This window comes from Chryseobacterium proteolyticum (assembly GCF_046591535.1).
Taxonomy (GTDB): domain Bacteria; phylum Bacteroidota; class Bacteroidia; order Flavobacteriales; family Weeksellaceae; genus Chryseobacterium; species Chryseobacterium proteolyticum.
On the sequence record NZ_JBJLWK010000002.1, the window covers coordinates 230,506 to 244,007 of the forward strand.

General features: G+C 39.1%; 14 protein-coding genes. 7 read left to right on the plus strand and 7 right to left on the minus strand.

The genetic code is table 11. The annotated features are described in order from the left end of the window. Positions 1-84: 84 nt before the first annotated feature. The gene (locus ACJ5H0_RS06865) at positions 85-645 is read right to left on the minus strand and encodes a DUF2652 domain-containing protein (RefSeq protein WP_172279333.1); all 561 of its coding nucleotides are present in this window, start codon (positions 643-645) and stop codon (positions 85-87) included. Positions 646-847: 202 nt separating this feature from the next. Next, positions 848-1,594 carry a metallophosphoesterase gene (locus ACJ5H0_RS06870; protein WP_411248351.1) on the minus strand — a complete coding sequence of 249 codons (747 nt, stop codon included), beginning with the start codon at positions 1,592-1,594 and terminating at the stop codon, positions 848-850. A gap of 100 nt (positions 1,595-1,694) precedes the next feature. Here ACJ5H0_RS06870 and ACJ5H0_RS06875 point away from each other — a divergent pair, with 100 nt between their 5' ends. Further along, positions 1,695-2,330, plus strand: a complete 636-nt coding sequence (locus ACJ5H0_RS06875) for an alpha/beta hydrolase (RefSeq protein ID WP_411248353.1) — start codon at positions 1,695-1,697, stop codon at positions 2,328-2,330. A gap of 65 nt (positions 2,331-2,395) precedes the next feature. Here the strand turns inward: ACJ5H0_RS06875 and ACJ5H0_RS06880 are convergent, their stop codons facing one another. Then, entirely contained in the window at positions 2,396-3,598 is a 1,203-nt protein-coding gene (locus tag ACJ5H0_RS06880; RefSeq protein ID WP_411248355.1) for a CynX/NimT family MFS transporter, read from the minus strand. A 78-nt stretch (positions 3,599-3,676) separates the two neighbouring features. On the opposite strand from ACJ5H0_RS06880, the gene ACJ5H0_RS06885 reads away from it, so the two are divergent. Continuing rightward, positions 3,677-4,462, plus strand: a complete 786-nt coding sequence (locus ACJ5H0_RS06885) for an AraC family transcriptional regulator (protein WP_411248356.1) — start codon at positions 3,677-3,679, stop codon at positions 4,460-4,462. Here the strand turns inward: ACJ5H0_RS06885 and ACJ5H0_RS06890 are convergent, their stop codons facing one another. Together ACJ5H0_RS06890 and ACJ5H0_RS06895 are read right to left on the minus strand one after the other, a co-directional pair. Then, positions 4,463-5,047: an LOG family protein gene (locus ACJ5H0_RS06890; RefSeq protein ID WP_273648549.1), complete on the minus strand. Its 585-nt coding sequence runs from the start codon at positions 5,045-5,047 to the stop codon at positions 4,463-4,465. 41 nt (positions 5,048-5,088) lie between these two features. After that, positions 5,089-6,477, minus strand: a complete 1,389-nt coding sequence (locus ACJ5H0_RS06895; RefSeq protein WP_411248359.1) for an MFS transporter — start codon at positions 6,475-6,477, stop codon at positions 5,089-5,091. 142 nt (positions 6,478-6,619) lie between these two features. On the opposite strand from ACJ5H0_RS06895, the gene ACJ5H0_RS06900 reads away from it, so the two are divergent. The 5 genes from ACJ5H0_RS06900 to ACJ5H0_RS06920 all read left to right on the plus strand — a co-directional run bounded on the left by ACJ5H0_RS06900 (position 6,620) and on the right by ACJ5H0_RS06920 (position 10,638). Continuing rightward, positions 6,620-7,090, plus strand: a complete 471-nt coding sequence (locus tag ACJ5H0_RS06900; protein WP_172279344.1) for an Lrp/AsnC family transcriptional regulator — start codon at positions 6,620-6,622, stop codon at positions 7,088-7,090. Between the two features lie 278 nt (positions 7,091-7,368). Beyond that, the gene (locus tag ACJ5H0_RS06905) at positions 7,369-8,136 is read left to right on the plus strand and encodes a methyltransferase domain-containing protein (RefSeq protein WP_411248361.1); all 768 of its coding nucleotides are present in this window, start codon (positions 7,369-7,371) and stop codon (positions 8,134-8,136) included. Next, on the plus strand, positions 8,120-8,593 hold the full coding sequence (locus ACJ5H0_RS06910) for a GNAT family N-acetyltransferase (protein ID WP_411248363.1): 474 nt from the start codon (positions 8,120-8,122) through the stop codon (positions 8,591-8,593). The genes ACJ5H0_RS06905 and ACJ5H0_RS06910 overlap by 17 nt, the downstream gene beginning before the upstream one ends. 287 nt (positions 8,594-8,880) lie before the next feature. Further along, positions 8,881-9,174, plus strand: a complete 294-nt coding sequence (locus ACJ5H0_RS06915; protein WP_411248364.1) for a hypothetical protein — start codon at positions 8,881-8,883, stop codon at positions 9,172-9,174. A gap of 291 nt (positions 9,175-9,465) precedes the next feature. Beyond that, complete coding sequence (locus tag ACJ5H0_RS06920) at positions 9,466-10,638, plus strand: T9SS type A sorting domain-containing protein (protein ID WP_411248366.1); 1,173 nt, start codon at positions 9,466-9,468, stop codon at positions 10,636-10,638. 62 nt (positions 10,639-10,700) lie between these two features. On the opposite strand, the gene ACJ5H0_RS06925 is transcribed toward ACJ5H0_RS06920, so the two are convergent. Together ACJ5H0_RS06925 and ACJ5H0_RS06930 are read right to left on the minus strand one after the other, a co-directional pair. Continuing rightward, positions 10,701-12,914, minus strand: a complete 2,214-nt coding sequence (locus tag ACJ5H0_RS06925) for a S9 family peptidase (RefSeq protein WP_411248368.1) — start codon at positions 12,912-12,914, stop codon at positions 10,701-10,703. 44 nt (positions 12,915-12,958) lie between these two features. After that, positions 12,959-13,393 carry a MarR family winged helix-turn-helix transcriptional regulator gene (locus ACJ5H0_RS06930; RefSeq protein ID WP_345987501.1) on the minus strand — a complete coding sequence of 145 codons (435 nt, stop codon included), beginning with the start codon at positions 13,391-13,393 and terminating at the stop codon, positions 12,959-12,961. Positions 13,394-13,502 lie beyond the last annotated feature (109 nt).

Consider the following 13,502-nt stretch of genomic DNA (forward strand, 5'->3'; position numbering starts at 1 on the left):
TTTTAATATACCGATGCGCCAGAACATATCGTAAAAAATGCCCGGATTACTCCGGGCACACCTATAGCATTTACAAGGAAAAAATTAAATATGCTGTTCTATTCCTTCAAAATAATGGATCACTCCAACATCAGGCAGGTTTTGTTCCTCGTCAGTATAAAAATTACTGCTGCTCTCTGTACTTTCAAGGAAAGAATTGCTGAATAAGGCATAAGAAGGTTGCTTTGCAAAATCGTTTTTCAACAGCTTATGAGCTTCCACCACAGGTGCACCATACAGCTTTCTAAAATTTCCAATCTTATATTGGGAAAACTTTCCGTAATGAACAATAAATTTTAACGATAGATCGATGGAAATGCTTAATGCTTCATTGAGCTCAGCTACTTTTCTGCTAAATGCATTCTGCATATTCCGAAGCATATTGGAGATTTTTTTAAAAGATGGGTTTTTATCATATCTGAAAAATAAAATGGCATCCCCTTCAATTTCAGAAATTTCAAAATACCTGTTATTAACATCGATCAGAATTGATAATAATTGTCTTACAATATACTCTCCCGTGTATAATTTCGTATTCAATACAAATTCGGTAAATCCATTGAAATCCGGAATCAGTATAATACCCTCTTGTATATTTGCATCCATGATGTTGAGTTTAAAAACCTGTTGTATCTAAAGACGTAACAAGTTTCATTTTACTTTATTCACCCGTCATATAATGATCGGGGGTGAGGCAATGGAAACAACCAGAAAGCAAGGTTCAATTCCACCTGAAATTTATCTACTCATGAAATCAACTCCAAATAAATTATCAAATTATTTAAGTATTACATCAACATTTACAATATTACACCTCAATAATCAGCTCTTTCTCATACCCGTTGTATTTCTCGTCAATATATCCATGCGGATTACAAATAATTTCAGTTTTTTCAAACACATATCTGCAAGGAGTATGGATATGGCCATGAATCCAATAAAGTGGCTCATATTGTTTAATCATATCTTCCAGATCGGAAGCATACGCTGAGGTTAAAGGATCATTCTTATATTCTTCAGGAACTGATTGAATACTTGGGGCGTGATGAGTAACTATAATATTTTTTAATCCCTTTGAATTTTCCAGATTCTCTTTTAATGTTATTTTCGAGAGTTGATGAATTTTAAAAGTATCAATTGTTCTCAACTTTGAATAAGAAGGATCCCTGCGGATTTTAAGGTAATCATTCATTCTTGGCTGACAAAGCATTCCATACTTTACCGGATTTCCAAAGATGGAAAAATCTGTCCACAATGTGCATCCATGAAACCTGACTCCTTCAAAGTCTACAAAAGAATCTTCAAGCACAAAAACTGTAGAATCCTCTGCTGCTTCTTTTATCTTATTCAATGTTTTTGGATAAGAACCTTTATAATATTCATGGTTCCCAAGCACATAAATAACAGGTTTATCAGAAATCTTACCCTTAATCCATTCAATACCTTTAGTCCCTAAATTAATATCACCAGCCAATACAACAATATCTGCTCTGTCAAAACATAATTCAGTGGAACCAAATTCCTGGTGCAGATCGATGATGATTTGTATTTTCATATTTTTAAATTGAGGATAACATAGTTTGCAAGCAACAAAAATACTACAATATCAAAAACTATATTTATATTTATCTTTATCCCTTTAATGCAGGGTACCCATGAAAACAGCCATAGCCATTCTTTTTGCTTTTCTTCTCACATCAAATTTTTTAAAAGCTCAACAAAAACAATATATTTTCTTTCTCCATAACAAGTTTCTTGAGGGGCATTCATTGACCGAAAAACATCCGCAATACGGTATTGCTGAATATACACCGATCCTGAATAAGCTGAAAAGCAAAAACACTGTAGTGATCTCAGAAAAAAGAGCTGATCAGACCGATCCTGAAGTCTATGCCCGAAAGGTCATTGCTCAGATTGACAGCCTGCATGGAAAAGGAGTTTCTTCCCGTAACATCAGCATAGTCGGAACATCGCAAGGCGGCTATATCGCACAATATGTTTCTTATTATGCTAAAAATCCGGACCTTAAATTTGTAATTATCGGCTCGAGCTTCAAGGATGATTCGTTAAATAAAATTGCCGGTTTCAAACTATACGGTAAAATACTTTCCATCACGGAAAAATCTGATGAGGGCCACGTCCCTTTATCTTCCGAGAAAAGATATCAAAACTCAAAATTAGCGGCATTTAAAGAAATAGAACTTAACACTGGAATGAAGCATGGCTTTTTGTTTAAAGCATTGGATGTCTGGCTTGATCCGACCAAAGAATGGATTTATAAGAATCTTTGATCCGGGTTGCCGGATAACAAGATTGCAGTATGTCCAGTAACAACAAAACCATCAACTCACAATTCTCAACCTTCAACAAATTTCCGCTGTGCCGCCCTCATTCCGAAGAAAAACATCAGAATGACTGAAATTCCAAGAAAAGCAAATGAGTATTTCCAAGACGGATCCCAATCGTGCAGCTTTCCAAAAACAGCAGGCCCGAATGCAGCAATCAGATAGCCTACAGACTGGGCCATTCCTGAAATTTTAATGGCATTGGCACTTGATTTTGTCCGTAAAGAGAAAAATAAGATCGATAAGCTAAATGATAACCCATTTGATAGCCCCAATAAAATTGCGGTCGCATAGATCCATTGTGACTTCAGCAAGGCAAACATAACAATACTCGCAAACATTAGGATACAAAGGAAAAGGATCATTATTCGCTGATCTTTCATCTTATTGGCAATGATCGGTCCCACAAAAGTAATGGGAATCATAGAAATCTGAATGACGAACAATATCCAGCCCGGAGCATTTCCATTCATTCCATAGTCACTAAGAACAGCAGGCAACCAGGAAATTAAAGAATAGTATACCAAAGACTGTAATCCCATAAAAATACTGATATTCCAGGCCTGAGCCGATTTGAACATATTAAAATCAGACTTTGCCATTGAGCTGTTAGCCTGTCGTACGCTGTTTTTATTTAACAATAATTCCAAAATAACGACCAATAAAGCCAAAAGGGCGATCACCAGCCATATTCCAAGGGAGCCACGCCATCCATACCCTGTCCATTCTCCAAGGCTCACGCTGTATCCTGAAGCCAAAGCCGCAGTAAGATTCATTGCCACTGCAAAAATACCGGTCATTAACCCGATCTGTTTGGGAAAATTATTTTTTATATAACCGGGTGTAATTACATTCCCTACACAGATTCCTAAACCGATAAATACGGATCCTGTAAATAGGGTCCAAACCGATCCGAAAACCCTTAGGAATAATCCAAAACTCAGAATAACCAATGCGTACAATAAAAACCTGTTGATACTGAACCGGTGCGAAAACCGGCTTACGAGTACAGAACAACTTGCAAACATCAGCAAAGGTATGGAAGTAAGCAGGCTGCTTTGAAAATTATCCAGGTGTAAAGACCGGCTGATCTGGTTCAGTACCGGTCCTACTGAAGTAATAGGTGAACGCAGGTTACTGGATACCAGAATAACCACCAAAACATTGATCAGTAGTAGGAAATATGATGCTTCTTTTCTTGTTTCGTTTTTCATAATGAGGATCAAAATTGTTACAGCAAAATTAATCATGTTATTTTGCATACATTTGCCATAATATTAATCTAAAACGACATGATATCTACCAAACCTCTATTGAATGTCGATGATGTCAGCAACCCGTATTTTGTTTGGTTTGAAGATAACTGGCGGCATGATGATGTTCTTCATACTCATGAGAAAAAAGGACAGCTTGTGTATGTGGAAAGCGGATTTCAATATCTTACAGTAGAAGGGAAAATGTATCTTTTACCCCAAAACCATGCGGCCTGGATTCCACCGAAGGCTTTGCATAAAACCAATTCTCATTCTGAAAGTATCCGGCTGATGATTATGTTTTTTGATGTTGATACAGAAGATCCTTTTTACCATCAGGTTCATGTATTTTCAGTACCAGCAGTGTTGAGAGAAATGATCAGGTACGCTGAAAAATGGTCGATGAATACTACCGAAAACAACGATGAAAATATTTTCCTAAAAGCATTGTATAACGAGCTTCGTAACTTTGTGGCCGATTCTATTCAGCTTCACATCAGCCTTCCTCAGGATAAAAGATTAACGCAGGCGATCAATTACCTGAATACCCATTATACCGAAGATCTTAAAATGGAAAATCTGAGCGATATTGCTTCATTGTCACTCAGGTCCCTGGAAAGAATTTTTAAAAAAGAAACAGGACTTACGCTGATCAAGTATCAGCAGATGCTTCGCATCATCAAAAGTATGGAATTACTAAGTGCCAATGAATGGACCATTTCTGAAATCGCTTTTCAGGTCGGATATAAAAGCCTGCAAGCCTACACCAACAGTTTTCAGTCGGTCATGCAATACAGGCCTAGTGATTTTATCAAAAACTTATGATCAGACCTCATCCTTAGAGATCCATTTTTCAACATTTGGAGCCTCGTAATTCTTCATTTTCATTAAAAGGGTATCAATATTGTCATCTACGATAAGCATCTTTTGATTGGTTTCTTTTAAAAAACCTTTATCAACCATATTCTGAGACATCTGTAACAGGTCATTATAGAACCCATTGACATTCAGAACAGCAATTGGCTTTTGATGCAGCCCAAGCTGTGCCCAGGTCATCATTTCAAAAAGTTCTTCCAGTGTTCCATAACCGCCCGGCAGAGCAATAACCCCATCGGATAATTCGTTCATTTTCGTTTTACGTTCGTGCATTGTTTCTACCAGAATGAGTTCACTTAATCCCAGGTGGGCAATTTCTTTCCCCTGCAGAAAATGAGGAAGTATCCCTATTGCTTCCCCTTTGTTTTCCATAACCCCGTTAGCTACTGTTCCCATCAATCCGCTGATCGCACCGCCATATACCAAACCTATCTGCTCTTCCGCAAGCTTCTTTCCAAGCGCATAAGCTTGTTCTTCATAAACCGATTCGTTTCCAAAACTTGATCCACAAAATACGGTTAGTCTCTTTATCATGATTTCTCTTTTTTAATAATTATTATCTGTACAAACACTTCTTATAAAACGGCAACCTGCTCTCTTTTCACTTGATGTTCCCTGATGATCAAATATACCAGAATTCCAAGTGCACATACTGCATAAGCTGATAAAATAATGATACTTAAACTGCCAACTGCCAGATCTGACGGGAACAACTGCCCCATTAAAGTCATAAATGACAGACCGATTCCTGCTCCCAGAAAATAGTTGGTGCTCGTTAAGCTTGAAGCAATCCCATAATGCGATGCATCCACATCCCGGATTCCCAGAATGGATAAACTTGTAAAGCAAAAAGTCATTCCTATTCCGGATATGCATGCGGCACCTAATAATACAATCGTTAATGGATGTCCCCAATAAATAGCTCCCAACAAAGATAAAGCTCCTGCCAGCATAAAAGACCATCCGAAAATTCCCATTTGTGCAGGATTCAGCTTTTTGGAAATCGCAGGTAATACAAATTTAGCCACTAAGGCAGACATAACACTGAAAGGAACCAACATCAATCCTGCGGAGGCGGCACTGTATTCCATATCTTTCTGAAGCATCAAAGAGATCAGGAATAAAAATCCAATGAAAAATGCACCCAGTGTAAAAAAGGCAATATTGGAAGCCATGAGTGATCTGTGTTGGAATAATTTAAGATCAATCAAAGGCTGTTTGATGGTTCTGAGACGGTAGATTACAGAACCTAAAAGTATAACCGCAACCACAATTGATCCGATGACTAAAAAAGGCTGTTCCATAATCAGAATAAGCTCATGTGTCCCATACGTAAGGCTTAAAAGGCCTAAAACCAGCAATATTCCTGAAACGGCATCTGTTTTCTGTGTACCTTCCGATTTTTCATCTGCCGGAAGATATTGATAAGCAAAAATAAGCGTCAGCAAAAGGATAGGTACATTGATCAGGAATACCCAATGCCAGCTTAGGTAAGTACTGATGATCCCTCCTATTGACAATCCGCTTCCAGATCCGATCGCAGCAAAAGAGCTGAAAACACCCAATGCTTTATTCCTTTCCTGATTTTCCGTAAAAGTATGAGTAACGATCGATAATGCTGACGGCATGATAAATGCCGCTCCGAGTCCCTGTAAAGCCCTGAATATAGCCAGCATTTCGAAATGAGTCGAAAGCCCTGCTCCCAATGATGTCAGCATAAAAATTAACGCTCCCAGTAAGAACATTTTTTTACGTCCGATCTGGTCAGACAGTTTCCCTCCGATAATCAGAAAGCCTCCGAAAAATAAAACATACAAGGTCTGAAGCCACTGAACAGTTTCTGCCCCGATATTGAACTGTTTCTGAATAGCAGGAATGGTAAGATTAATGATTGCAATATCCAAAGCCTCCACGAACGTTCCGATCGATGCGAGTATTAATATTAAATTTCTTCTTGTTCCCATACTATTCAAATTTCCTGCAAAATTAAAATTATTAGAACGTATGTGAAAATTTAGTTTTAAATTTGGAACAAAATATTTATATAATACAAATAAAAGGACAAATGTTCTTTTAAGATACTATTACCATAAAAAAACAGAACAAATGCAACCCGAAAAATATACCCTTGACGAAAAAGACCTCTCTATCCTGCGTTTGCTGCAAAAAGATGCCAAACTAAGTGTAAGGGATATTTCCACACGCATCAATCTTAGTCCTACACCCACCCATGAACGGATTAAGCGCATGGAAAAATCAGGAATTATTAAGGAATACACTACTGTTTTAGACCGGAAAAAAGTCAACAAAGGGATGATGGTTATATGCATGATCGCTTTGAACGCCCATAATAAAAAGATGGCTACAAAATTCATCGAAGAAGTCTGCAAATTAAAAGAAGTTGTTGAGTTTTATAACATCAGTGGTGATTTTGATTTTATGCTAAAGATCCTGGCTCCCAATATGGATGAGTTTCATGAGTTTTTTGTGAATAAACTTTCGGAGATTGAAGGGATCGGGCAGACAAAAAGTATTTTTGTGATGAACAGTATTAAAGAAAGCACCCAGATCATTTAAAGTTTTGTAAGTACAAAGACATCCTTTTTTGAAGGTCAGGTTTTAAATTACAAGGTTTCAATCACCGGTACATGTAAAGAAAAAAATATTTTTGTATAAAATACAGATCGCAATTAAAGCCATTCTTCACCACCTTTAAAATCTACACATAAAAATTCTATTTAAAAAAATACTATAATCAACGCTTTCCATTTTAATTTAAGAAAGTTTTAATCAAATTTATCCTCCCATTTAATCAGGAATAGCTAAATTCAGGTGATCAATTAAAAACATTTGTTATGCCTTGGAATCCTGACGTTTACAATCAATTTAAAAATATCCGTTTCAAACCTTTTTTCGACCTTGCGGAACTCATTACCCGGGAAACGCCGATGAAGGCCATAGATTTAGGTTGCGGAACGGGGGAACAAACGGCTATTCTCACAGAAAAATTTCCCCAAGCCGAGTTTATCGGAATCGACTCCTCTCCGGAAATGCTTGAAAAATCCAAGACCCTGGAAAATGACCGGCTTCATTTCAGAATGTCCACCACGGAAGAGATGCTCACGGGTGATGAAACCTGGGACCTTATTTTCAGCAATGCAGCCCTTCAATGGTCTGATGATCACCCTCAGTTATTCCCCAAGCTGATCTCAAAACTTAAAACAAACGGACAGATCGCCATCCAGATGCCTTACCAACCGGGAAACACCCTGAATAAGATCTTAACTGCTCTTGCCGGGGAAGAACCTTTTAAAAGCTATTTACAGGGATGGAACCGGCCTTCTGCAGTACTCACGATAGATGAATATGCTCAGATCTTATTCGAGAACGGAATTGAAGAATTAAATCTTTTTCAAAAAGTGTATCCTATCATTGCTGAAGATCATGATACTTTGTTCAATTTTATTTCCGGTTCAGCTTTAATACCCTATCTGGAAAGGCTGGATGAAGAACAACAAAAAGAATTTACCCACGAGTTTAAAGCCCGCATTGCTACAAGTTTCCCCAAGCTTCCTGCCATTTATGCATTTAAAAGAATCTTACTCTATGGAAGAAAAAAATAAAGAGTTTCATCTGCGCAAAGTAACCTTCGGCGATTTAAAGACGGTTATAGAAATGCTGGCTGATGATGTACTGGGAAAAAACAGAGAAGAAGTTTCGGATCCCCTGAACGAACAATATATCTCAGCCTTCAGAAGCATCGAACAAAACCCTAATCAGGATTTACTGGTTCTGGTGAATCGGGATGATGAGATCCTGGGAACCCTGCAGGTCACGTACCTTCAATACCTCAACCACAAAGGAAGTAAACGCGCATTAATCGAATCTGTCCGTATCCATTCGTCGATGCGGGGGAAGGGTTTGGGTGAAAAAATGTTTCACCTGGTGATTCAACGGGCTAAAGAAAACGGAGCTGATGTCGTACAGCTGATGTCGGATAAAACAAGAACTGAGGCACTCAGGTTTTATAAAAAGCTTGGGTTCACCGCTTCCCATGAAGGCTTTAAAATGAAAATTTAAAATAAATCCGAAACTTTATAATTATCGTATATGCTTATGGGACACCGTATTAAAAAATAAATTAAATCAAAAGACAAAAATATTTTAAAACAGATGCAAGATTTTCGGATTACCGGATTTAAGATATAAACCAACTAATGTTACTTCGAAACCTGCTTTGGTATGGGCTTTGAACAAGAAAACAATATAATAAAAACAAGGTAAAAAACTTAAAATAATAACAAAAAGCTATCATACAATGAAAAAAAATACTAGCATTAGCGATTTTAACATTAGGAATATTCAACATGACCAGTTGTACGGCAAAGCCATCCGCACAGTCAGGAGATCAGGAAAAAGATATGACGATCGAAGCAAAAGGAAAGATCACGAAAATTGAAAATGGAAAAGACGGCTATATGGCCACCATTCAGGATGCTGACGGGAAAGAATACGTGGCAACGATCAGTATTGTGAACCTTCAGAAAAGCGGCAGTACCTACAAACGTTATGAAGTAGGTGATTCGATCTATGTAAAAGGCCCTTCCTGGAAAGATGATCAGGGCAAAGTATATATCAAGGCTGAACAGCTTAAACAATAAAACAACCATTTTTTTAATAATTCTCTATCATGATATCCTTCAAAAAAAATTTGAAGGATATTTTTTGATGATCAGATCCAGGCCAATACGCTCTGCATCGTAAATATACAGATAATTAGATGACATAAATAAATAGAATAGATATTAACCATAATCCAACACAACCCTTTCAGTACTATATTCCAAACACTTACAGCTCTAAAATACATCCCACAAAAGTGACTAAAATATTATTTACACCATAATATTTCCTAAATTAGTGACAACTAATAACCATCAAAACTCAAATTTATGAGAACATCACTATTATGCGTGAAAAATAGCATAGCAGCGGCTATGGTATTTTTAACGGGTATGGCTGGCGCCCAACAATGGCTGGTCAATGGAAACAGCGGAATTGTACCCAACAATTACGTAGGCACCGTAGACAGCAGAATTCTGTATCTGAGAACAAACGGCGCCACTTCAAATCCCAATCAGGCACTTCTGAATGAATTCGGTTCGTTTATCGTAGAAACAACGAATAATACCAATGCCTCAAAAGCCAAAGGAAGCATTATTGCGGGAATATCCAATACTTTGGGAGGCCAGGCCGGCAGCAGCATTGTTGGTGGATGGACCAATAACCTCAGTAATGCGGGAGGAGCTAATATCGTAGGCGGACAGGATAATGCTGTTTTAAACAATGCCAGCAAATCGGTTGCACTGGGTTGGAAGAACATCATCAGGAACCATAATGAATTTGCACTAGGAGTGGGAATTGATCTTACCGAAGAGTATTCCGGAGGATTTGGAATCGATCTTGCAGCTGCAGGTAACCGTTCATTCGTTATCGGAGCAGGAACCGGCGGAGCCAAGCTTACCAATACCATCCCCTATTCTATTATGCTGGGAATGTCCGGTAATTCAACAATGCTGATCAAAGATCAGAGTGTAGGAATACGGACCAACGCCCCTACAGCTAATTTCCATACCGTAGGAACCGTAAGGCTTCAGGATCTGCCCGTAGGAAGCGGACGCGCATTGGTTGTGGATTCTAACGGTAACGTCATGGTATCCAACTCAATTCTCTCCAGAACGGCCCCTTCTGATGAAACTGTTCAAAAGCTTGAAGACCGTATCAAAACCCTTGAAAATACTGTTGAAGAACTCAAGCAACTTCTTGTAAGCAAAAATGCCATCACTGATATTTCCCTTTCGGATACCCCTTTCCTGGGGCAAAATGCCCCTAACCCGGTAAAGAATGAAACAAGTATCCGGTATTTTTTGCCTCACCATATAAAAACCGCTTCACTGGACATCTACAATATTTCCGGACAGCTCATTAAATCTGTTCCTCTTCGTGAGAAAGGAAACGGAACGATACGACTTTCCGGGTCAGAACTTCAGTCCGGCACTTATGTGTATAAAATGACAGCAGACGGCAAAGTAACTGATGCCAAAAAGCTTATCATACAGGATTAAATTCTTGATATATTTTTTTCAAAAAAGCGGTCGCTGAGGTTATGCCTTCAACGACCGTTTTCTTATTTTTCTGTATTTTTCAGATTTTCTTCGAAATACCGTCGTATCGCATCATTTACGTAGTCTTCATTTTCTATATCATGTCCTTTTCCGGGAACCAGGATGAGGTCATACCTTTTTCCGGCTTTCGTTAGCGCATCAATCATCCGGATGGTTGTTGAAAGCGGGGCATTTATATCGCTTGTTCCATGTATAAGAAGCAATTTACCTTTAAGGTTTGCGGCATGATGGGTATTCGTTCCCCATTCGTATCCTTCTTTATTATCTTCCGGCAGTCCCATATAAGGTTCATTAATTTCTGCGCCTTCTGTCAGTTCACCCGGTGCCGAAGCAATGCCGACCTTGTACAGGTCAGGCGCCATCAGCATAGCCCGGATGGCAAAATAGCCACCCCATGAATGGCCGCAAATACCAACACGCTTCATGTCCATATAGGAATATTTTTCCCCAAGCTGCCTGAAAACAGCCACACGATCTGCAATTTCATATCTTCCGATATTCCTGTAAACAGCATCCTGGAAAGCTTTGCTTCTTTCAACCGTTCCTCTTGTATCCATCATTACTGTGATATATCCCAGCTGAGCCAATGCCTGTGCCTGAACCGAAAGTGATGTTGTAGGCCCGAACCGATGCGGTACAATATTGATAAAAGGGCCGGCATACACCATTTCTACGACAGGATATTTTTTAGATGGATCGAAATCATAAGGCTTGTACATGATTCCATAAAGATCCGTAATTCCGTCAGCTGCCTTAGCTTTAAAAATTTCAGGAGCCCTGAATCCTATTTTCTGCAGCTTGGTGATATCAGCCTGATGAACCTGTTGCAACCACATTCCATCCGTTGTCCTGAGCTCAACGGCGGGAGCTGTATCCGGAGAGGAATGGGTATCCAGAAAATATTTCCCGGAAGGTGAAAACTGGGAATAGGTATGGATTCCGGAAGCGGGCGTTAATCTTTTACCATTTTTTCCGTTAAGACCGACGCGATATACATTGGTAGAATACACTTCTTTTTCGGCATTCGCCGTGAAGTAGATCAGTCCTGATTTTTCATTCGTTCTGATCACACCGGTGACCGGAAAATTTCCTGATGTCAGCTGGCGGACCAGTTTTCCATCCATACTATACAGGTAAAGATGTCTCCATCCGTCACGTTCCGACATCCATATAAAAGAAGGGTGCTCCTTCAAAAGGGTGACCTGACGTTTCCAGTTGCCAGTCAGGAAATCCAGCCCGGCTACAAAGGTTTTAGCCTCTTCGCTCAGAATTGTCCTGCCTGCTCCGGTGTCAGGATTCGTGGCCAGAAACTCCAGTTTTTTCCCAAGACGGTCCAGGCGCATAAAAAGAATTTCTGAACCCTCCTGTGTCCATCCTACCGGAAATACATATTGGGGAATGCCGGAACCTCCTTTTATGGTAATGCTGTTTCCGGAATTAATGTTCAGTACATACAGTTCTGGAATTTCAATAGCCCCGCCTGTCTTTGCATAGACAGTGTATGTCACAGATTCCTCAGGTTCCGAATAATCTATGACAGGCAAGTGATGAACCTTCCTGCCATCAGACCTCTTCAACAGCAGCCTATTACCGTCTTTTGACCAGCACCCATTCTCGACGGTCCAGGGATAATCATCCGTTCCGCCGGTAGTAAGCTGTTGTTCTTTTTGGCCTGAATGGCTAATCAGCCAGATATTGTGATCTTTCATAATAACAGATTGTTTTCCGTCAGGCGACATAATGCCTGCCAACGGCTGCCTTACTTCTTCCTTTCCGTCAATTTTTAAGATCTTGTAATCTCTCAGGTACAGCCTAAACTTTTTATGTTCAACAAAAAATTCCGCAGCATTATCATCCTCTACAAAAACAAAATCACTGAACGGTAACCCCTTATTTTCCGGTTCCTTATCTAACCATGGAGTGAGTGATTTCCTTAAACGGTCCTGATCAAAAAAAGGACGCTTTGTATTGTGTTCCGGATCCACTTCATAGACCACTGTATTTTCAGGAGTTCCCACCGCAAACCAGAAGCGGCTTCCATCCTTGTACCAATGCGGAATAATGTAGGTATCCCGGATCAGGGAATGGAACTTCAGATAATTCCTGTACCGGCCCTTGCTCGTTATGGTATCACTCACCTGTGCATGAGCAAAGGAAACCAGAAAAACGATCATAAGAACCACCTTCAGGATAGCATATTTACACGAAATTTTCATGGAATGGATTTTTATGTGGAACCTTACAACTCATCTGTACTGTTTCAGCTTCTGCAATTAGCTGTAATCTTATTAACAAGCTTTCTCAGCAGTTCAATCTCCTCCGGAGAAATGCCTTCAACTGCTTTTTTCCTGTTTGCATTCACAATGGGCTGAATATCGTTTAAAATATCTTTTCCCTCCCCGGTAAGGATGAGGTTAAACCGTCGTCTGTCTTCTTCAAAAGAATCTCTTTTCAAAAAATTCCTTTTCACTAATAACTCGATAATGCGGGTTACCGAAGCATGATCCTTAAAAGCCCGCCTCGCAATATCTTTCTGGGCAATTCCCGGATTTTCATTAATTATACTCAGGACCAGTCCCTGATCGATCGTAATGTCAAATCCCCTGTCATTGATCTGCTTCTGGGCAAACTGACGATAAGATTTGATCGATTCCTCTATGCTGTAAAAAATAGTATGTTCCGATTGAGCCATCATAAATTATTTAATTGATATAAATATAATTGACATATCAAATATATAAATAAAATGAATACCAGGTAAAAAAATATATAAAAATTCAAAAGCCTGCAGCAGCAGGCTTTAC

Excerpts from the sequence above, each read along its gene's own strand:
- ACJ5H0_RS06865 (WP_172279333.1), bottom strand. The coding sequence starts at position 645 with ATGGATGCAAATATACAAGAGGGTATTATACTGATTCCGGATTTCAAT.
- ACJ5H0_RS06870 (WP_411248351.1), bottom strand. The coding sequence starts at position 1,594 with ATGAAAATACAAATCATCATCGATCTGCACCAGGAATTTGGTTCCACT.
- ACJ5H0_RS06875 (WP_411248353.1), top strand. The coding sequence starts at position 1,695 with ATGAAAACAGCCATAGCCATTCTTTTTGCTTTTCTTCTCACATCAAAT.
- ACJ5H0_RS06880 (WP_411248355.1), bottom strand. The coding sequence starts at position 3,598 with ATGAAAAACGAAACAAGAAAAGAAGCATCATATTTCCTACTACTGATC.
- ACJ5H0_RS06885 (WP_411248356.1), top strand. The coding sequence starts at position 3,677 with ATGATATCTACCAAACCTCTATTGAATGTCGATGATGTCAGCAACCCG.
- ACJ5H0_RS06890 (WP_273648549.1), bottom strand. The coding sequence starts at position 5,047 with ATGATAAAGAGACTAACCGTATTTTGTGGATCAAGTTTTGGAAACGAA.
- ACJ5H0_RS06895 (WP_411248359.1), bottom strand. The coding sequence starts at position 6,477 with ATGGGAACAAGAAGAAATTTAATATTAATACTCGCATCGATCGGAACG.
- ACJ5H0_RS06900 (WP_172279344.1), top strand. The coding sequence starts at position 6,620 with ATGCAACCCGAAAAATATACCCTTGACGAAAAAGACCTCTCTATCCTG.
- ACJ5H0_RS06905 (WP_411248361.1), top strand. The coding sequence starts at position 7,369 with ATGCCTTGGAATCCTGACGTTTACAATCAATTTAAAAATATCCGTTTC.
- ACJ5H0_RS06910 (WP_411248363.1), top strand. The coding sequence starts at position 8,120 with ATGGAAGAAAAAAATAAAGAGTTTCATCTGCGCAAAGTAACCTTCGGC.
- ACJ5H0_RS06915 (WP_411248364.1), top strand. The coding sequence starts at position 8,881 with ATGACCAGTTGTACGGCAAAGCCATCCGCACAGTCAGGAGATCAGGAA.
- ACJ5H0_RS06920 (WP_411248366.1), top strand. The coding sequence starts at position 9,466 with ATGAGAACATCACTATTATGCGTGAAAAATAGCATAGCAGCGGCTATG.
- ACJ5H0_RS06925 (WP_411248368.1), bottom strand. The coding sequence starts at position 12,914 with ATGAAAATTTCGTGTAAATATGCTATCCTGAAGGTGGTTCTTATGATC.
- ACJ5H0_RS06930 (WP_345987501.1), bottom strand. The coding sequence starts at position 13,393 with ATGATGGCTCAATCGGAACATACTATTTTTTACAGCATAGAGGAATCG.